Annotated in this window: 16 protein-coding genes; 7 read left to right on the top strand and 9 right to left on the bottom strand. The window is 71.0% G+C overall.

What is annotated here, in order from left to right:
* Positions 1–2,200: ATP-binding protein (locus WBA97_RS17440; protein WP_424231888.1), on the bottom strand; the 2,200-nt coding region annotated here is incomplete at its 3' end.
* A gap of 188 nt (positions 2,201–2,388) precedes the next feature.
* Here WBA97_RS17440 and WBA97_RS17435 point away from each other — a divergent pair.
* Positions 2,389–3,438, top strand: coding sequence for a hypothetical protein (locus WBA97_RS17435; RefSeq protein ID WP_424231887.1), 1,050 nt, complete (start codon positions 2,389–2,391; stop codon positions 3,436–3,438).
* A gap of 162 nt (positions 3,439–3,600) precedes the next feature.
* Here the strand turns inward: WBA97_RS17435 and WBA97_RS17430 are convergent, their stop codons facing one another.
* Together WBA97_RS17430 and WBA97_RS17425 are read right to left on the bottom strand one after the other, a co-directional pair.
* Positions 3,601–4,746, bottom strand: a complete 1,146-nt coding sequence (locus tag WBA97_RS17430) for an acyl-CoA dehydrogenase family protein (protein WP_424231886.1) — start codon at positions 4,744–4,746, stop codon at positions 3,601–3,603.
* On the bottom strand, positions 4,743–6,533 hold the full coding sequence (locus WBA97_RS17425; RefSeq protein WP_424231889.1) for an AMP-dependent synthetase/ligase: 1,791 nt from the start codon (positions 6,531–6,533) through the stop codon (positions 4,743–4,745). The genes WBA97_RS17430 and WBA97_RS17425 overlap by 4 nt, the downstream gene beginning before the upstream one ends.
* Positions 6,534–6,635: 102 nt before the next feature.
* On the opposite strand from WBA97_RS17425, the gene WBA97_RS17420 reads away from it, so the two are divergent.
* Both WBA97_RS17420 and WBA97_RS17415 read left to right on the top strand, forming a co-directional pair.
* The gene (locus WBA97_RS17420; RefSeq protein WP_424231885.1) at positions 6,636–7,799 is read left to right on the top strand and encodes a TetR/AcrR family transcriptional regulator; all 1,164 of its coding nucleotides are present in this window, start codon (positions 6,636–6,638) and stop codon (positions 7,797–7,799) included.
* A gap of 416 nt (positions 7,800–8,215) precedes the next feature.
* On the top strand, positions 8,216–9,205 hold the full coding sequence (locus WBA97_RS17415) for a hypothetical protein (RefSeq protein WP_424231884.1): 990 nt from the start codon (positions 8,216–8,218) through the stop codon (positions 9,203–9,205).
* Here WBA97_RS17415 and WBA97_RS17410 read toward each other — a convergent pair.
* The 6 genes from WBA97_RS17410 to WBA97_RS17385 form a co-directional block, all read right to left on the bottom strand.
* A complete protein-coding gene (locus tag WBA97_RS17410) occupies positions 9,145–9,813 on the bottom strand; it encodes a DUF899 domain-containing protein (RefSeq protein WP_424231883.1) in 669 nt (222 codons plus the stop codon). The genes WBA97_RS17415 and WBA97_RS17410 overlap by 61 nt on opposite strands.
* Positions 9,810–9,938, bottom strand: coding sequence for a hypothetical protein (locus tag WBA97_RS17405; protein ID WP_424231882.1), 129 nt, complete (start codon positions 9,936–9,938; stop codon positions 9,810–9,812). Before WBA97_RS17405 ends, WBA97_RS17410 begins: the two co-directional genes overlap by 4 nt.
* A 3-nt stretch (positions 9,939–9,941) precedes the next feature.
* Positions 9,942–10,271 (bottom strand): ArsR/SmtB family transcription factor, encoded by a 330-nt coding sequence (locus tag WBA97_RS17400; RefSeq protein WP_424231881.1) that lies wholly within the window; start codon positions 10,269–10,271, stop codon positions 9,942–9,944.
* Between the two features lie 2 nt (positions 10,272–10,273).
* Positions 10,274–10,705 (bottom strand): SRPBCC domain-containing protein, encoded by a 432-nt coding sequence (locus WBA97_RS17395; protein ID WP_424231880.1) that lies wholly within the window; start codon positions 10,703–10,705, stop codon positions 10,274–10,276.
* Between the two features lie 67 nt (positions 10,706–10,772).
* Positions 10,773–12,083, bottom strand: a complete 1,311-nt coding sequence (locus tag WBA97_RS17390) for a cytochrome P450 (RefSeq protein ID WP_424231879.1) — start codon at positions 12,081–12,083, stop codon at positions 10,773–10,775.
* A 73-nt stretch (positions 12,084–12,156) separates the two neighbouring features.
* On the bottom strand, positions 12,157–13,296 hold the full coding sequence (locus WBA97_RS17385; protein ID WP_424231878.1) for an endonuclease: 1,140 nt from the start codon (positions 13,294–13,296) through the stop codon (positions 12,157–12,159).
* A 153-nt stretch (positions 13,297–13,449) separates the two neighbouring features.
* Between WBA97_RS17385 and WBA97_RS17380 the strand changes: the two genes are divergently transcribed.
* From WBA97_RS17380 to WBA97_RS17365, 4 genes are read left to right on the top strand one after another with little or no spacing between them, the layout of a single operon-like run.
* On the top strand, positions 13,450–15,741 hold the full coding sequence (locus tag WBA97_RS17380) for an alpha-amylase family glycosyl hydrolase (protein WP_424231877.1): 2,292 nt from the start codon (positions 13,450–13,452) through the stop codon (positions 15,739–15,741).
* Positions 15,742–15,781: 40 nt separating this feature from the next.
* On the top strand, positions 15,782–16,639 hold the full coding sequence (locus WBA97_RS17375) for an SDR family NAD(P)-dependent oxidoreductase (RefSeq protein WP_424231876.1): 858 nt from the start codon (positions 15,782–15,784) through the stop codon (positions 16,637–16,639).
* Positions 16,636–17,169: a carboxymuconolactone decarboxylase family protein gene (locus WBA97_RS17370; protein ID WP_424231875.1), complete on the top strand. Its 534-nt coding sequence runs from the start codon at positions 16,636–16,638 to the stop codon at positions 17,167–17,169. The genes WBA97_RS17375 and WBA97_RS17370 overlap by 4 nt, the downstream gene beginning before the upstream one ends.
* Entirely contained in the window at positions 17,166–17,810 is a 645-nt protein-coding gene (locus tag WBA97_RS17365) for a TetR/AcrR family transcriptional regulator (RefSeq protein WP_424231874.1), read from the top strand. Before WBA97_RS17370 ends, WBA97_RS17365 begins: the two co-directional genes overlap by 4 nt.
* Positions 17,811–17,865 lie beyond the last annotated feature (55 nt).

The following is a 17,865-nucleotide window of genomic DNA, read 5'->3' as shown; positions in this document are numbered from 1 at the left end:
CGAACTCGGCGAGCCCAGTATGCGCGACCCCGAGATTGGCGAGCAGCCTGCCCTCACCACTCCTCGCACCAACATCGCGGGCGATCCGCAAACCCCGCCACAGCAGGGAAACAGCCTCGTCGTACTCGCCGAGCCAGCAGTGCACGAGGCCGAGGTTGTTCAGTGCCTCGCTCTCCCGGTTGACGTCGCCGACCAGCCGCGCCAGCCGCAGCGCGTCCGCGAACCGCTGCCGCGCCTCGCGGTAGTGGCCAAGCTGCGCGTGCACGATGCCGAGGTTGCCGAGCGCCTTGGCCTCCCCCGCCCGGTCCCCCAGCCGCCGGTCGATGGCCAGTGCCCGATCGAGGTGTTCGATGGCCTCGGCGTGCCTGCCCAGCCTGCCGCACACCTGCGCGAGACTGTTCAGCATGGCGTTCTCCCCCGCGGGATCGCCGATCTCCCTGCTGATCGCGAGCGACTGTCGCATGTGGTCGATCGCCGTCGGGTAGCCTGCCAGCCTGCCGTGCGCCTGCCCGAGCCTGCCGAGTGCGGCGCCCTGATCCGCCAGGTCGCCTCTGCGCAGCGCGTCCGACAGGGCGTGGCCGTGGATCGCCAGGACCTCGTCCGCGTGCCCGCCGCCGGTGTCGAGGTAGCGCCACAGCGTCGCCGACATCGTGCTCGCGAACCCTGGCACACCGGTCCCCGACGCGGCGACGAGGTTGGCGCGTTCGGTGTCCAGCCAGTCCAGCGCGGCCGCGGTGTCGGCGGCGGCCCGTTCACCGTCGTTCTGGTAGAGGGTGCGGGTCGCCGCGGCCGCGGTGTTCTCGTAGTAGGTCAGCAATCTGGACATGGCCGCGTCCCGGTCGTCGGCGGGTTCCCCGGCGACCCGTTCGGCGGCGTAGTCGCGGAGCAGGTCGTGCAGCCCGTACCGGCCGCGGCGACGCGGCTCGATCAGGTGCGCGCGGTCCAGGTCGCGCAACAGGCAGGCGGCCTCGACGCGGCCGTCGCCGGTGAGCGCCCCGACGGCCGCGACGTCGAAGTCACCGCCCGGGTGCAGGCCGAGCAGCCGGAACGTGCGTGCTGCCGGTGCGGACAGGTGCTGGTAGGACCACGAGAACACGCCCCGCACGGCCGATGCGGCGTCACCGCCCGCGGTGAGCACCTCGAGCGGCTGGGCGTGGGCGAGCTCGTCGACCAGCTCGGAGACCGGTGCGCCATGACGGTTCGCGGCCAGCTCCGCGGCGACCCGCAGTGCCAGCGGCAGCCGGGCGCACCGCTTCGCGAGCGCGGCGAGCGCCGATGGCTCGGCCGCCGCCCGCTCGCCGATCAGGCGGCGCAGCAACAGCTCCGCCTCGTGGTCGGTGAGCCTGCCGAGCACGACGCGGGTCGCGCCGTCCCGCGCGACGAGCCCCGCCAGCGTGTCCCGGCTCGTCACCACCACCAGGCAGTGCGCCGCACCCGGCAGCAGCGGGCGGACCTGTTCGGCGTCGTGTGCGTTGTCCAGCAGGACGAGCAGGCGCCTGCCCGCCAGCAGGCTGCGGTAGCGCGCGGCCAGTTCCGGCAGGCCCGTCGGGAGGTCGGCAGCGCGGCAGCCGAGTCCGCGCAGGAACCCGGACAACGCCTGTTCCGGGCGCATCGGCGCATCGTAGGAGTAGCCGCGCAGGTCGACGTAGAGGCTGCCGTCGGGGAACCGGTCGGCGACCCGGTGCGCCCAGTGCACGGCGAGCGCGGTCTTGCCGACGCCAGCGGTGCCGGACACGACGACGACGGCCGAGGTGTCCTGGCCGGGCGACGCGGGTGCCACCGTGTCCAGCGCGGCCAGGTTGGCTTTCCTGCCGACGAACATGGTGGTGTCCCTCGGCAGCTCCCTCGGCAGCGGCAACCCGTGCTGGGGTGTGTTCCTGCGGTGTTCCTCGACGCGGTCGCGGGCCGTGGCGAGCGCCCGCTGTTCCGCGCCGGACGCGCCGAGCAGCCTGATCAGCACGTCGAACCGGTCGGTGGGCGGCAGGGTCTTGCCCGCGAAGTAGTTGCCGATGATGCCGTGCGCCCAGCCGGTCGACCCGGCCAGCTCGCGGTAGGTCAGCGGGGTGTTGCCGCTCGTGCGGGCGTGCCGCCTTCGGAGTTCCCGCAGCAGCACGGAGAGCTCGCCGACGGCGGTGATCGTCGCCGCGCGGTCGAGCAGGTTCCCGGTGGGGTCGCCGGCGTCGTCACGTGACCTGACCACCGCGCCTCCTCAGGCTCGGGCATCGGCATCGTAACCACGGTGTGCCACAGGAGAAACCGCTACTCGGCGTAGTTCCGCGCCTGTCCAACCTTGTCCACCCCTGTCCACGATTCCCGGCACCGGTGCCGGGAATCTGTGAACCTGTCGAACGCGCCGCGTCGACATCGCGGTGAAACGGAGGAAAGCCGATGTTCCACAAGCACTTCCGCCGATCCCGCCGGTCGCTCGCGGCCGCGGCGGGGATCCTGCTGGCGACAGCGCTGACCGTGAGCACACCCGGGCTCGCCCAGTCCGACCAGGCCGCGTCCGGCAGGCCGGCCTCTGGCGAGAGCAAAGTGGTGCCGCTCCGCGCCGATCTGGAGATCAACCGGTTGACCGTCGAGGCATCCGGGCAGCGGCAGACAGAGAAGGAGACCCAGCACCTGTACCGGGACGGCCAGGGCCGCACCCGCACCGAGGCCGGTTCGACGGTGACGATCACCGATCCGGTCGCCAGGACCAACCTCGTGCTGGACACCGCGTCCCGCACCTACCAGCGCACGGCGAGCCAGTCGCCGCGGTCGGCCGACTCGGCCACCCGCGACGTGCGGGACCACCAGAAGCTCGCGGCCGCGCCACGCTCCCTCGGCACGTCAACGGTTTCCGGCGTGCGGGCCGAGGGCAGGGTGTACGACGTGTCGCTCCCCGCGCACGGCAAGCTGATCCCGGCCCGGCAGAAGGAGGTCACACTGTGGCTCTCCACCGACCTGCAGCTGCCGGTGCAGACCCGGGTGGCGGAGCCCTCCGGCGCGGTCAACACGCAGACCTACACCAACATCAAGGCAGGCACCGAGCCCGCGGCGGAACTGTTCGAGGTGCCCGCCGGTTACCGGGAGGCCAAGCCCTCGGCCGCGAACGGCATGATGGCGAACTGCCCGCTCGACAATGACGACCCGGTCATCCTGACCAGCTTCGGCTACGTCTACCTGGACTCGCGCAACGTCAACGCGACCACCGACGTCAACGCGGGCTGCGTGTTCGTCGCCGACGGCGCCATCTTCGAGTACCCGCTGTACGGCTACCCGACCACGGATCTCCTGCTGCCGTTCGACCGGTGGTTCGTCTACGACTGCTACTGCGGGCTGCCCTACCTGCCGTACGTGGCGTTCGGGGACATCGTGTTCGTGGCCGCCAACGCGGGCGAGCCCGACACGACGACGAAGGACTCGTTCATCACGCTCACCATCTTCCCGGCCTGAGCACCGACGGGCAGGGAACTCCCCGTCGGCCCGGGTGGTGCGGGGCCCAGTCGCACCACCCGGGCCGACCTCCAGTTCGTCAGGCGGCGGCCCTGCTGCTGGCCGGCCCCACGATCGCCGCCGCGGCACGCCGCCGTCGCGCCACCTGACCAGCGACCCCGGTCAGAGCCCGAACGTCTTGCCGATGATGTCGCGCTGGATCTCGCTCGTGCCGCCGTACACAGTGGACACCACGGTGGAGCGCAGCAGGCGTTCCATGCCGTACTCGGTGGCGTAGCCGTAGCCGCCGAGCATCTGCATGCCGTCCAGTGCCATGGTCTTCGCGAACTCCGTGGCCTTCAGCTTGGCCATGGACGCCTCGCGCGGCAGCAGTCGCGCCGGGTCCTCGTCGATCCGGCGGGCCACGTCGTGCACCAGCAGCCGGGTGCACTCCAGCTCCGTCGCGTGGTCGGCGAGCCGGTGCCGCAGCGCCTGGAAGCTGCCGACCGGGCGGCCGAACTGCTGCCGCTCCTTCACGTAGGACACCGTGTCGTCGAAGGCCCTGCGTGCGGTGCCCAGCATCAGCCCGGCCAGGATCATGCGTTCCAGGTTCAGCCCGGCCATCAGCTGGCCCCAGCCCTGACCGACCGCGCCGACCACCGCGTCGTCGGGGAGGAAGCAGTCGGTGAAGTACAGGTCGTTGACCTCGCGGCCGCCCATGGTGTCGATGCCGTGCACGGCGAGCCCTTCGGTGCCCTCGGGCACCGAGAACATGGTCAGCCCGTCGTGTTTGCCCCCGTCCGCCGACGTGCGCGCGACGAGCAGGATGTGCTCGGCGAGGTGCGCGTTGGAACACCACGTCTTCTGACCGTTGATCACCCACCCGCCGTCGACGCGGGCCGCCTTGCACGTCAGCGCGCCGACGTCGGACCCGGCGCCGGGTTCGGACATCGACACCGCGAGCACCTCGCCGTTCAGGAAGTCACCGAGGACCCGGCGTTTCTGCTCGTCGCTGCCGAACTTCTCGTACGAGGCCGCGGTGATCACCGACGTGGCGAACCCGCCGATCGGTGCCTGCCAGTACGCGGCGCGCTCCAGGAACAGGACCAGGTCGACCATGCCCTGGCCCGCGCCGCCGTACTCCTCCGGCACGGCGACCCCGAGCCAGCCGAGGTCGGCCATCTTCCGGTACAGCTCGGCGTTGTGCGGTGACTCGCCCCCGTCGGTCAGCTTGAGCCACTGCTCGCGGGTGCCGACCTCGCGACGGCAGAAGTCGTCGACCGCGGCCACGAAGTCACGTCGTTCATCGGTCAGGGTCGTGTCGGTCAAGAGGTCAGTCCTCCAGCGTAGAGTTCGTCGATCTCCCCGGCGTAGCGCTGTTCGATCACGCGACGCCGCAGCTTCAGTGTCGGGGTCAGCTCCCCGCTCTCCGGCCCCCACGCGCGGTCGAGCACGCGGTACGCCTTCACCTGTTCCGGCCGCGACAGCGCCGCGTTCGCCCGCTCGACCGCGGCGGCGATCTCCGCGCGGACCAGCGGTTCCGCCGCGAGTCCCGGCAAGTCCACAGTGGACAGGCCGCGTGCCACCGCCCACGCTGGCGCGGCCTCGTCGTCCAGCACCAGCACCGCGGTCAGATACGCGCGGCGGTCGCCGACCACCACCGCGTAGCCGATCAGCGGATGCGCACGCAGCAGCGACTCGACCTTGCTCGGCGCGATGTTCTTCCCGCTCGCGGTGATGATGAGCTCCTTCTTGCGGTCGGTGATCCGCAGGAGCCCGTCGTCGTCGAGGGTGCCGATGTCGCCGGTCGGCAGCCAGCCGTCCGCGTCCACGGCCGGTTCGATCCGCCCGTCCCCCTGCAGGTAACCGAGGAACACGAGCGGCCCACGCACCTCGATCTCGCCGTCGGCGGCGAGCCGGACTTCCATGCCCGGCATGGGCTCCCCGACCGTGCCTGCCCGGTAGCGGCCGGGGAACGTGCTGGTCGCCGCCCCGGTGGTCTCGGAAAGCCCCCAGACCTCCATGATCGGCATGCCGAGGCTGCCGAAGAACTCCAGCACCTCGACCGGGATCGGCGCCGCGCCGCTGCCCAGCCGGAGGGCCTCCGCGAGACCGAGCCGTTGCCGCAGCGGGCGCAGCACCAGCCCGTCCGCCTGTTCGAACGCCGCCGCCAGCCTCTCCGGCAGCACGTCGCCGGTGGCGCGGATCCGGTAGACCTCGGCGGCGACCTCCCGCGCCTTGCCGATCGCGGCCGCTGGTTCGTCATCCATCGTCGACAACACGTGCTGGACGCCCGCCGCGAACTTCTCCCACACCCTCGGCACGCCGAAGAACCCCTGCGGGCGCACCGAGTTCAGCGTGGGGAGCAGCCGTGTGGGATCGGCGCAGATCGTCACGTGTCCCGCGGCGTAGACCGGCAGGTACATGCCGAGCACCCGCTCCGCGATGTGCGCGAGCGGCAGGTACGCGACCGTCCTCGGATGTGCCGGCACCGGCTGGACCAGCTCCTGGAGCGCGCACTGGTAGAGCACGTTGCGGTGGGACAGCACGACGCCCTTCGGGTCGCCGGTGGTGCCCGAGGTGTAGATCATCGCGACCGGGTCGTGCTGGTCGGCCTCGGTGAGCGAGGCATCCTGCCCCGTCGCGAGCAGGTCGGCGTAGCTCGTGTGCCCGCCACCGGCGTCCTCGACCACGACGACGCCCTTCAGCCATGGCATCTCGGCGAGCGCGGGGCCCCAGCGGGCCAGCTCGGCCTGCCCTTCCAGGACGACGACGGTGGCCGCGCTGTGCAGCGCGACCTGCCTGATCTGCTCCTCGCTCAAGGTGGCGTAGGTCGTGCACGGGATCGCGCCGAGCGCGACCGCGGCGAAGTCGGCGACCCAGTGCTCCGGGCGGCTCGACATGCCGATGAGCATGCGGTCGCCACGCCGCAGGCCAAGCGCGGACAGTCCGCCCGCGGCGGCGAGCACCTCCTCCCCCAGCTCCCGCCACGTCCGGGTGTGCCCGTCGGCGCTGGTCAGCGCGGGCCGGTCGCCGTGCACGGTCGCGTTGCGTCGCAGCAGCCTGGGCACCGTCCACGCGCCGACCGCCGCGTTCACCTCTCCGGCTGTGACCATCATTGCTCCCTGCCGAATCGTCACTAACTTATGCACCCATCTTGGCAGGTGTATCGCATGTTGGACAATCCCCGCTGCCGTATATGGCGATACACTCCCGCCATGCAGCCCAGTCAGCGCCGACGGCCGAAGGACCGCAAGGCGAGCATCGCGCTCGCCGCGGCCGAACTGTTCTGCGCTCGCGGGTTCCACAACGTCGGGATCGAGGACATCGCCAGGGCGGTCGGCATCACCGGCCCCGCGATCTACCGGCACTTCCCCACCAAGCAGGCCGTGCTCACCGCCGCGGTCGAGGAGCTGGTCACCGCGTTCGCGGAGACCGTGGCCGCCGCCGAGGACCGCGAGGACCCGGCGACCCGGCTCGACGCCGCCATGGGTGCCATCGTGCGCTACACCCTCGACCGGCGGCTGGTGGCGCGGCTCTACCAGTGGGAGGGGCGCCACCTGCCCGACGACGAGCGCACCCGGCTCGCCGAGCGGTTCGACGCCTCCGTGCACCTGCTGCGGGACCTGCTGCTCGACACTCGGCCGGGACTGCCGAAACGAGACGTCGCGACGCTGACGACCGCCGCGTTGAGCGTCGTCGCGAGCCCGTCAACGCACCGGGCGAACCTCGCGCGGGCGGGCGCGGAGCGCACCATCACCGCCTGCGTCCGCGCCGTGCTCACCGCCGACCTGCCCGCCCCGCGCGGGGGCAGGCCCCGCGGCCACCGGCCGGAGCAGCTCGCACTGCTCCCCCGCAGGGAACGACTCCTCGCCGAGGCGGTGCGCCTGTTCCACGAACGCGGCTACCACGAGGTGGGGATCGCCGACATCGGCGAGGCGGCAGGCATCAACGCCTCCAGCGTGTACGCACACTTCGCCAGCAAGACCGAACTGCTCGCCGCCGCCTTCTACCGCGCGACCAGCCGCCTCGAGCTCGCCACCGCGACGGCACTGGTCGACGCGGGGACCCCGGCGCAGGCGTTGCGCAGGCTGGTCGACACCTACGTGCGGATCACGTTCGAGGGCGCCGACCTCGCCGCGGTGTACGTGTCCGAGAGCGAGAACCTGTCCCCGGCCGACCGCCACCGGCTGCGCGTCGCGCAGCGGCGGCACGTCGACACGTGGGTCGGGCTCGTCGCCAAGGCGGGAGGCGGAGAATCCCCCGCGGCCATCCGGTTCCGGGTCCACGCCGCGCTCAACGTCGTCACCGACCTGGCTCGCTCCCCCGGCACGTCGGTGACCGAGGCGAGGACCGCCACGCTGGTCCACCGGTTGTTCTAGTCCGCCTCCCCCGGAATTCACAGTGTTGGTATCGACCCAGCGCATGTGCGGACCGCAGGCGGTTGGTGGCCGGGTGCCGTCCCTAGTCCGCCTCCCCGGAATTCACAGTGTTGGTATCGACCCAGCGCATGTGCGGACCGCAGACGGTTGGTGGCCAGGTGCCGTCACGTTCCCCTGAGGTCGCTGTTGGTCAGGCCCAGACCTCGCACAAAGATCCATGGGGCGGCCCTAGCCGTCGAGTTCCGAGGCATCCAGTGACGGTGCCGAGCCGCTGATTGTCCTTTTCGGACGGTCGGGCTGCTCGGCATTGTCACCGGTTGCATCGTGGTTGGACCTGTTCGGCCGATTGTGGCCACGGCCACTTCCGTCAATGCTCTGAACGGAAGCGCTCATCCCGGTCAGAGACGGAGACGCCCGTGACAGCGGTAGCGACGGAGCCGAAACAGGCAACCCGCAACGGCATGGCCGTCGCGGTGAGCGTGGCCGCGGGCATCCTGCTCGCGATCCTGTGGTCCTACGAGTTCGTCGACAGCGTGATCGGCGACAACGTGGCGAACACACTGCTGGGCCATGAGGCCAAGGCCACGCCGATCACCGGCGCGGGCGCCGGGTTGCTGTTCGCGTTCGTGTCCGGGTTCGCGGGCACCTTCACCGCGTGCAACATCGCGATGGCCGCGTCGATCGGGCCGATGAGTCAGGCGGGCCAAGGACAGCGCGGGGACACGGTGCTGGCGCTGCTCCGCCCGCTCGGCGCGTTCACGGCGGGCATGGTCACCGTGTCGGCGGTGTACGGCTTCGTCGGTGTCCTGCTCGGTGACTCGCTCCCCCAGCTGTCCACTGCGATGGCCGGTGACATGCCGGTGCGGCTGATCCAGTCGTCGGTCGTGTTCGGTCTCGTCGGACTCGCGTTCGGCTACCTCGGGCTGGCCGCGCTCGGTGTCGTGCGGGACGTGTTCGCTGACCGGCCGACGGCGCGGGTGGTGGCCCTCGGCGCGCTGGTGGGCGCCTTCCTCATCGGCAGGCCGTACGGGATGTTCGTGAAGCTGTTCAACTGGGCGGCCGAGACCGGCAACCCCTTGTACGGCGCCGCGACGTTCGTGTTGCAGTCGATCGGGCAACATCCTGATCGTGACCGTGTTGTTCGCCCTGTTGATCCTCGGCACCCGCGGCCGGTTCCTGACCTGGCTGGCGAGCAACCCACGCCGGACGGCTCTGGTCAGCGGGACGCTGCTGCTGGCCCTCGGCGTGTTCACGGTCATCTACTGGGACCTGCGGGTGCCGTCGATCTTCGGTTTCGGCTGGTTCCCCGACATGCCCTACAACTGAGCCAGCCGGACAGCCATGGTCACGCCGTGCCGTACGCGTCGTGCCAGTTCCACCACTCGTACGGCGGGGTCTGCGGGTAGCCCTCAGGCGAGTCCTCCCACGACTCCTGCCTGCCGAGCGCGGTGATGTCCAAATAGGACCATGTCCCGCCCATCGCCTCGTCGCCGCGGTTGTTCACGAAGTACGTGCGGTACACGCGGTCACCGTGCTGGATGAAAGCGTTGGTGCCGTGGTATTCGGCGCACCCGAAGTCGGCGTCGAAGTCGTCAAGCAGCGAGTACCACGGCATCGTCCAGCCCATCCTGGCCTTCACGCGTTCGATGTCGGGCTGCGGTGCCCGCGACGCGAACACGAGCGTGGTGTCACGGGCGTTCAGGTGCCGGACGTCGGCGACCTGGTCGGCCACCAGCGAGCAGCCTCGGCAGCCGTGGTCCGGCCAGCCCTCCACACCTGGCTCGAAGAACGCGCGGTACACGATCAGCTGCCGCCGCCCCGCGAACAGGCCGGGCAGGTCCACCCGGCCGGACGGACCCTCGAACGCGTACTCCTTGTCCACCTCCACCCACGGCATCCGCCGTCGCGCGGCGGCCATCGCGTCACGGGCGCGGGTGAACTCCTTCTCCTTGACCAGCATGCGTTCCCACTCGGCGGTCCACTCGTCCGCCGAGACGATCGGGGGCGTCTTCATCGGCTCACAGCCTCCTCCGGCACCTGGTGGGTGCCGTTCCTGTTGGGCCTGCCCGCACCGGTGGTGATGGCGGCGAAGGGCTCGGCGGGGGGTCGGTCGACGGTGAACGTGGTCGTGAAGCTCATGGTTCATCCCTCCAGGTGTTCGCGTAGTGCGTCGAGGCGGCCGTCCCAGTCGCTGGCCAGTGCGGCCAGGTACTGCTGTGCCACCCGCATCGGCGCGGAGTGGAGCCGGTAGCGCACCCGCCGCCGCTCCCCCGGCTCGGCGGTCACCAGGCCGGTCTCGGTGAGCAGGGTGAGGTGTTTGGCGATCGCCTGCCGTGTGATCGGCAGACGGCCGGCGAGATCAGTGGCCGTGGCCGGGCCGCCTGCCGCCAGCGAGGACAGGATGCTCCGCCGGGTCGGGTCGGCCAGCGCGACGAATACCTGTTCGGCGACCGTCTCCGAGTCGGGCGACATCGTCAGGCGGCATCGAGGTAGGCGACCAACTCGCCAAGCTCGCTCGCCCAGCCGCGGGTGTTGCCGTCGAACGCCGTGTGGTGCGCGTCGTCCGGCAGTTGCGCGAAGCCGGTCTCGACCACGGTCAGCCGGGTGCCGTCGCCAGCGGGTTCGAGCGTGAACTCGACATAGGTGCGGCGCGGGTCGTCCTCGGGCAGGCCGTAGATGTGCCAGGTGAACGCGAACACCGACGGCTCATCGACCCGTTCGACTCGCATGCTGGCCGAGTCACCGCTGTCCCAGGCCATCGTCGCCGCGCCACCCGGCCGCAGGTCGATCGTCGCCTGGTTGCCGAACCACGCGCCGAGCCCCTCGGCCGTCGTCAGCGCGGCCCAGACCTTCTCGCGCGACTGCCTGATCTCGACGACACGTTCGATCCGATCGGGGAATCCCATGTCATGCCTCCATCGTGTAGCAATCCAACGGTTGCGACATTATTGCAACCGATCGATTGCGTCAACCTCAGCCGCCGAGGCGCACCGGCAGCCGTTCGAAGCCGCGCAGGATGCGGGTGGCGCGGCGGGTCGCCCCGGGCAGACGGCGCAGGCGCGGGTAGCGGGCGAACAGGGTTCGCAGGCCGACCTCGCCTTCCATCCTGGCGAGCGCGGCGCCGAGGCAGTAGTGGCGGCCAGAGGAGAACGAGATGTGCTCGCGGGCGTTGTCGCGGCGCACGTCGAACCGGTCCGGGTCGGCGAACACGGCCGGGTCGCGGTTCGCGGCCGCGAGGATGGTGGTCACCAGCGCGCCCTTCGGCACCGGCACCCCGGCGACCTCGGTGTCCTGGCGGCAGGTCCGGCCGGTCAGCAGCACCGGCGGGTCGACACGGAGGATCTCGTCGACGGCGTTGGGCCAGCACGCCGGTTCGTTCGCGAGGACGTCGAGCTGGCCGGGGTGGTCGCAGAGCAGCGCGACGCCGTTGCCGAGCAGGTTCACCGTGGTCTCGAACCCGGCCGCGAGCACGAGGCCCGCCGTGGCGCGCAGCTCCAGATCGTTGAGACCGACACCGTCCTCGCGGACCGCGACCAGCCGGCTCAGCAGGTCGTCGCCTGGGTTGGTACGAAGGTGGTCGAGGTGGCCGGTGAGCCAGGCGTCGAAGGCGGCGAGCGCCGCCTCCACCGCGCGGAACTGCCGCCAGGGCAGTCCCATGTCGAGGCTCGGCGCCGCGGCGGAACCCAGCCGCAGCACCGTCTCCCGCTCGTCGGCGGGCACCCCGAGAATCTCGGCGATCACGGTGACCGGCAGCCTGGCGCAGTAGGTCTCGACGAGGTCGGCTGGCCGCGCCGGGTCGATGGCGTCGAGGAGGTCGTTGGCGATCTCCTCGACGCGGCCGCGCAGGTCCTCGACCGCGCGCACGGTGAACACCCTGGTGACGAGCTTGCGGTAGCGCGTGTGGTCCGGCGGCTCGGTCACCAGCAGCGACGGCGGCGCGACGGGGTGGATGAACCCGCCAGCCGACCAGTCGGCCAGCCTGCCGGGCAGCCGGTTCGAGTCCGGGGCGATGCCGCTGCGGAAGTCGTTGCCGCTCAGCACTTCCCTCACGGTGGCGTGGCTCGCGGTGAGGTAGGAGAAGGCGCCCCGGTGCATCCGGCCGCGGTCGCGGATCTCGGCGAACAGCCCGTCCAGCTCGGCCGTCGAGCCGGATCCGGCGAACAGCCGCGCCTGCAGGTCACCCCGCCGCGCGGCGAGCAGCAGCGCGACCCGGGGCAGCCCGTGCAGCAGCCCCCATCGGACGACGGGTTTGACCACGTTCCCGACCCGGCCCGCGAGCGTCACGACGGCTCCCTCCCCGTTGGTACTGGCGCGTACCAAGGGTACGCCGACCAACGGGGAGCAGAGGCCGCGTGACTCAGTTCCAGATCGCCCGCGCCCACTCCGGGTGGTCGACGAACGGGTTGCGGTTGTGCTGGAACTGGTCGTAGATGACCTGGTTGCGACGCTTCTCGAAGGCGTCCGGCGGGTCCTGCGCACTCCAGGCGAGCAGCACCGACAGCTTGCCGAGGTATGGGGCGCTGCCGTTGGCCACCGAGTTGTTCATCTCCAGGTTGGCGAAGCCGTCGCCACCCTCGTAGCGAACCGCCATGTAGAAGATCATCCTGGCCACGTCGCCCTTGACGGCGTTGCGTGGCTCGAACGAGTCGGCGTCGGTGTAGCTGCCAGGGGCCTCGCTGACGGCCGAACCGCCGTTGTCGAAGTCCTTGTTGCCCCGGGCGCTGTTGACGCTCACGTCCTCCGGCCGCAGGTGGTGGACGTCGGTGCCGGGGCCGGTCGCGGTGCCGAAGTCGCCGTGGGACTTGGCCCAGACGTGTTCGCGGTTCCAGTCGTTGGCGTTGCCGCCGTTCGTGGTCTTCGACTGCGAACGCCCGGAGTACAGCAGGATCACGTTGTTCGCGTTGGCCGGGTCCTGGTCGGTGGCCTTGAGCGCGTTCCACACCTGGTCGTAGTTGAGCTTCGTGCCGGTGCGGATGATCGAGTGCAGCGCGGACTTCAGCGCGGTGCCGGTGAGGCCGATCGCGGTCCGGTAGTAGGTGGCGTCGTAGTCGCCGTCACCGTCGTCGGGCGGCGGGGTGGTGCCATCCGATGGCGCGATGGCGGTCGGGGACGTGAGCCCGGCGTGGGAGAAGTACGCCGTGAGCGACCCGGTGACGTCGAGCCGGTCGCCCATCAGGTCCGGGTTGGACCGGAGGCCGTAGTCCGCGCGGAACGCGGCGGAGATCTGCACGTAGATCATCCGGGCCGTGCTGCTCTCGCCGGGCGCGTCCGCGAGCGCGATGGCGTAGTCGGACGGGAACGCCGACGTGACAACGGTGCTGGTGGCCGTCGGCTGCCCGACGACGTACCCGCGAACGGTCGCCGACGCACCGGCCTGCTGGCCGATCGCCTGGGCGACGGTGAGTGGCGTGGCCGCGGCCGCGCTGGACGGAACCTGTAACGCGACGACGGCCAGCGCGGCGCCCACCACGGGCGCGAGCAGCGGCCATCGCCTCATACGAGGGATGTGCACGATGGATGTCCTTCCCCGAACCTGAAGGAAGAGTCGCACGAAAATTTCCACCAAGAAGCGCCCGAATGGAGCAGTTCTCCACGGGTTTCATGCGCTGGAATCGTTGGTGCCACTGAAAGAAAGGTCGGGGGACCCAAAATGTTGCCTGCACGTCACTGGATCGCCGTATTCGTCGCGGCACTCGTCATGGCGTTCGCCGCACCGGCGAGCGCGGCACCACCGGACGCCCCGGCACCCGAGGGCATCGACCAGCGCGCGCTCGGCGGGCGCTACAGCGGGTCGAACGTGACGTTCCGGGTCTACTCGGCGGCCGCCACCCGGATGCGGGTCGACGTGTACGCCGCCGCCACCGGCGCGCCCTCGGTGACCTACCCGCTGACGGCGGACGCCGACCACGTCTGGTCGGTCACGGTCAGCGTGGCCGCGCTACGGGCGGCCGGTGTCACCGGCACCGTCTACTACGGATACCGCGCGTGGGGTCCGAACTGGCCGTACACGGCGTCGTGGACACCGGGCTCGTCGGCCGGGTTCGTCAGCGACGTTGACTCGTCGGGCAACCGGTTCAACCCCAACAAGCTCCTCCTCGACCCGTACGCGCGTGAGATCAGCCACGACCCGCTCACCCCGGCGAACCCGGACGGCACCGGTTACGGCAGTGGTGCCGCGAACCGCGCCACCGACACCGGGCCCACCGCGCCGAAGGGCGTCGTGCTCGCCGAGGACGGCACCGGCACCGGCACGAAACCGGCCCGCGCGCTCAAGGACGACGTCGTGTACGAGGTCAACGTGCGCGGGCTGACCCAGGCCGACCCGTCGGTGCCCGCCGCCTACCGCGGCACCTACCGCGGCGCGGGGCTCAAGGCGCAGCGGCTGCGCGAGCTGGGCGTGACCGCGGTCGAGTTCCTTCCGTTGCAGGAGACGCAGAACGACACCAACGACGTCGACGCGACCGGCACCGATGGCGACAACTACTGGGGCTACATGACGGTGAACTACTTCGCCCCCGACCGCCGCTACGCCGCCGACCGTTCCCCCGGCGGGCCCACCAAGGAGTTCAAGGCGATGGTCGCGGCATTCCACGCGGCCGGGATCAAGGTGCTCGTCGACGTGGTCTACAACCACACCGCGGAGGGCGGGCCGTGGAGCGAGGCCGACACGAGCACCTACTCCGTGTACTCCTGGCGCGGCCTGGACAACCCGACGTACTACTCGCTGACCGCCGACAGGCAGCGGCCGTGGGACAACACCGGCGTCGGCGGCAACTACAACACGGCCAACCCGGTCGCGCAGGACCTGATCGTCGACTCGGTGGCGTACTGGAAGGACAAGCTCGGCGTCGACGGGTTCCGGTTCGACCTCGCTTCGGTGCTCGGCAACACCTGCCAGCACGGCTGTTTCACCTACAGCAAAACGAACTCCGGCACCGCGCTGAACCGGCTCACGGCCGAGATGCCACCCCGCCCGGCAGGCGGCGGGTCCGGAGTGGACTGGATCGCCGAGCCGTGGGCCATCGGCGACGGCACCTACCAGGTCGGCAACTTCCCATCGGGCTGGGCGGAGTGGAACGGCATCTACCGCGACTCGCTGCGCCGCGACCAGAACAAGCTCGGCGTCGCACCGATCACGCCCGGCGAACTGGCGACCCGGTTCGCTGGTTCGTCGGACCTGTACGGCGACGACGGCAGAAAGCCTTACCACTCGGTGAACTTCATGGTCGCCCACGACGGGTTCACCCTCGCGGACCTGTACTCGTGCAACGGCAAGAACAACAGCCAGCCGTGGCCCTACGGCCCGTCGGACGGCGGCAGCGACGACAACATCTCGTGGGACCAGGGCGGCGTGGCCGCGGCGCAGCGCAAGGCCACGCGCAACGGGTTCGCGTTCCTCGCGCTGTCGGCGGGCACGCCCATGATCACCGGCGGTGACGAGTACCTGCGCAGGATCAACTGCAACAACAACCCGTACAACCTGGACTCGTCCGCGAACTGGCTCGGCCATTCTCCGACCGCCGACCAGTCCACGTTCCACACGTTCGCCCAGCGCATGCTGGCGTTCCGGGCGGCGCACCCGGCACTGCGCCCGGCGAACTTCCCCACGGCGGCCCAGTTGCAGTGGTTCACTCCCTCGGGCACCACCCCGGACGCGGCGTACTGGAACGACCCCGGCAACCACGCGCTGGCGTGGCGGCTCGACGGCGCCGCGGCGGGCGACCCGGCGGCGGCGATCTACGTCGCGTACAACGGCTGGTCCGGCGAGGTCACGTTCACGCTGCCGTCGCCGCCGTCCGGCACCACCTGGCACCGGGTCACCGACACCTCGACCTGGGCGGAGGGACCGGACCAGGTGCGGCAACCGGGTGCGGAGGACCCGCTCGACGGCACGCCGTACGGGCTCGGCGGACGCGCCGTGCTGGTACTGGCGGCCAGGTAAGTTTGCGAACGTTCGTGTTCGTAGATGCTACGGTGGCCGCATGTGGCGCAGGAACAAGGAACCGTTCGCCGGCCGCCGGGTGCTCGTGACGGGTGCCGCACGCGGCATCGGTGCGGCACTCGCGCGCAGGCTGCACGGCAAGGGCGCGCGGGTCGCGCTGATGGGCCTCGAACCCGACGGGCTCGAGGCCGTCGCGCGGGAGTGCGGCGGCGCGCCGTGGCGGGAGTGCGACGTCGGCGACGGCGCCGCCGTGACCGAGGCGGTCGACGACCTCGCCGGGACGCTCGGCGGGCTGGACGTGGTCGTCGCGAACGCGGGCATCGCCCGGCAGTGGTCGGTGCTGCACGGCGACCCCGCCGTGCTGGAAACCACCCTGCGGGTCAACACACTCGGCGTGTGCCACACGATCCAGGCGGCCGCCCGGCACGTCGCCCACCCCGGCGGGTACGTGCTCGCCGTCTCCTCGCTGGCGGCGGCCATCCACCTGCCCCTGCTCGGCGCCTACAGCGCGTCGAAGGCCGCGGTCGAGGCGCTCGGCGACACCGCGCGCCTCGAGCTCGCGCCGACGGGTGCCCGCGCCGGGGTCGCCTACTTCGCCGAGCTGGCAACGGACATGACCGCGCGTGGCTTCGACACGAAGGCCGCGGCCGCGTTCTTCGGCTCGCGCGGCACGCTGAGTCCCGTCACTCCCCTTCCGGTCGCGATCGACGCGCTCGAACGCGGCATCCGCAGGCGCGCGGCGCGGATCTGGTCGCCGAGGTGGGCGGCGCCGGTGTTGCTGGCCCGCATGCCCGCGCAACGCGCGATCGGCCTGCGCGCGCGGGGCCCGCGCATGCGGAAGGCACTGGCGATCGCCGCGACCGAGGACGTCCCGTTCACCACCGAGCAACCGAGGTGACCGGGCCCCGCGTCAGTCCCGGCACCCGCCGCCAGCTTGGCTGGTTCGGGTGGGTGTTCACGCGGCTCGCCGGCCTCCGCACCCGCACGGCACCGCCCGCGTTGTTCACGGTGCTCGGCAGGCATCGCAGGCTGTTCCGCCGGTGGCTGATCTTCGCGTCCGCGCTCATGCCGGGCGGCAGGCTTCCCCGCAGGGACACCGAGCTGGTCATCCTCCGCGTGGCCACGCTCCGCGCCAGCGCGTACGAACTGGCGCAGCACGTCGCGATCGGCCGGTCCGCCGGGCTGTCCCGCGACGAGATCGACCGGGTCCAGGACCTCGACGGCGAGTGGCACGGCCGCGACCGGGTGCTGGTCGCGGCCACCGACGCGCTGGTCCGCGACCGCGACCTTGACGACGACGGTTGGCGTACGCTGCGCACGGAACTGTCCGAAGTGGAGTGTCTGGAGTTCTGCCTGCTCGTGACGCACTACGACCTGCTGGCCACGGTGATCGGCACGCTCCGCATCCCGCCAGACGAGCCGAGGTGAGCACTCACGAACCGCTGCCCCGAGGGCGGCACGGGCTGACCCGCGACGAGGTCCGCGACTCCCAGCGGGCCCGCCTGCTGCTCGGGATGGCCGAGTCGGTCGCGGAGAGCGGCTACCCCCGGACCACCGTCGCCGACGTCCTCAAACGGGTCCACGTCTCCCGCGAGACGTTCTACCAGCACTTCTCGGACAAGGAAGACTGCTTCCTCGCCGTGCTGGACGAGTCCGCGAAGCTCATGGCGGGCACGCTCGCCTCGGGTGCCGGCCCGTCCGCAGAACCCGCACTGCCCCGGCTCGAACGCGTGCTCACCACGTACTTCACGACGTTGTCCGAGCAGGTGCCGTTCGCGCGGGTGTTCTTCGTCGAGTCGTACGCGGCGGGGATTCCCGCGCAGCGCAAGCGGGTCGAGGTCCAGGAACGCTTCGTCGACCTGATGGTCGCGGCGTTCGCGGGCTCACCGGAGTGGCGCGAGCTGCCAGACCCCCGCTTCACGTGCCGCATCGTCGTCGGTGGCATCAGTTCCCTGGTGTCCGCCGCACTGATCAAGGGTGACGTGGACACGCTGCACGAGGCCGCGCCGAAGGTCGCCGACGTGCTCCGCCGTCTCATCGCCCCCGGCGTGTCACCCGATGCCAGATAGTCCACATCGGGTTTAGCCCCCGTACCTCCTGGGGTACCTCGGACCTGCACCAGCG

Origin of the sequence: Actinophytocola sp. (genome assembly GCF_049647105.1) — a bacterium.
In the GTDB taxonomy this organism is placed as follows: Bacteria; Actinomycetota; Actinomycetes; order Mycobacteriales; family Pseudonocardiaceae; genus Actinophytocola.
The sequence above is the reverse complement of the archived record's forward strand: the minus strand, read 5'-3'. Positions and strand labels throughout refer to the sequence as shown.

Coding starts and splice junctions, on each gene's coding strand:
- WBA97_RS17435 (WP_424231887.1), top strand. CDS start 2,389: ATGTTCCACAAGCACTTCCGCCGATCCCGCCGGTCGCTCGCGGCCGCG.
- WBA97_RS17425 (WP_424231889.1), bottom strand. CDS start 6,533: ATGGTCACAGCCGGAGAGGTGAACGCGGCGGTCGGCGCGTGGACGGTG.
- WBA97_RS17420 (WP_424231885.1), top strand. CDS start 6,636: ATGCAGCCCAGTCAGCGCCGACGGCCGAAGGACCGCAAGGCGAGCATC.
- WBA97_RS17410 (WP_424231883.1), bottom strand. CDS start 9,813: ATGAAGACGCCCCCGATCGTCTCGGCGGACGAGTGGACCGCCGAGTGG.
- WBA97_RS17405 (WP_424231882.1), bottom strand. CDS start 9,938: ATGAGCTTCACGACCACGTTCACCGTCGACCGACCCCCCGCCGAGCCC.
- WBA97_RS17400 (WP_424231881.1), bottom strand. CDS start 10,271: ATGTCGCCCGACTCGGAGACGGTCGCCGAACAGGTATTCGTCGCGCTG.
- WBA97_RS17395 (WP_424231880.1), bottom strand. CDS start 10,705: ATGGGATTCCCCGATCGGATCGAACGTGTCGTCGAGATCAGGCAGTCG.
- WBA97_RS17385 (WP_424231878.1), bottom strand. CDS start 13,296: ATGAGGCGATGGCCGCTGCTCGCGCCCGTGGTGGGCGCCGCGCTGGCC.
- WBA97_RS17380 (WP_424231877.1), top strand. CDS start 13,450: ATGTTGCCTGCACGTCACTGGATCGCCGTATTCGTCGCGGCACTCGTC.
- WBA97_RS17375 (WP_424231876.1), top strand. CDS start 15,782: ATGTGGCGCAGGAACAAGGAACCGTTCGCCGGCCGCCGGGTGCTCGTG.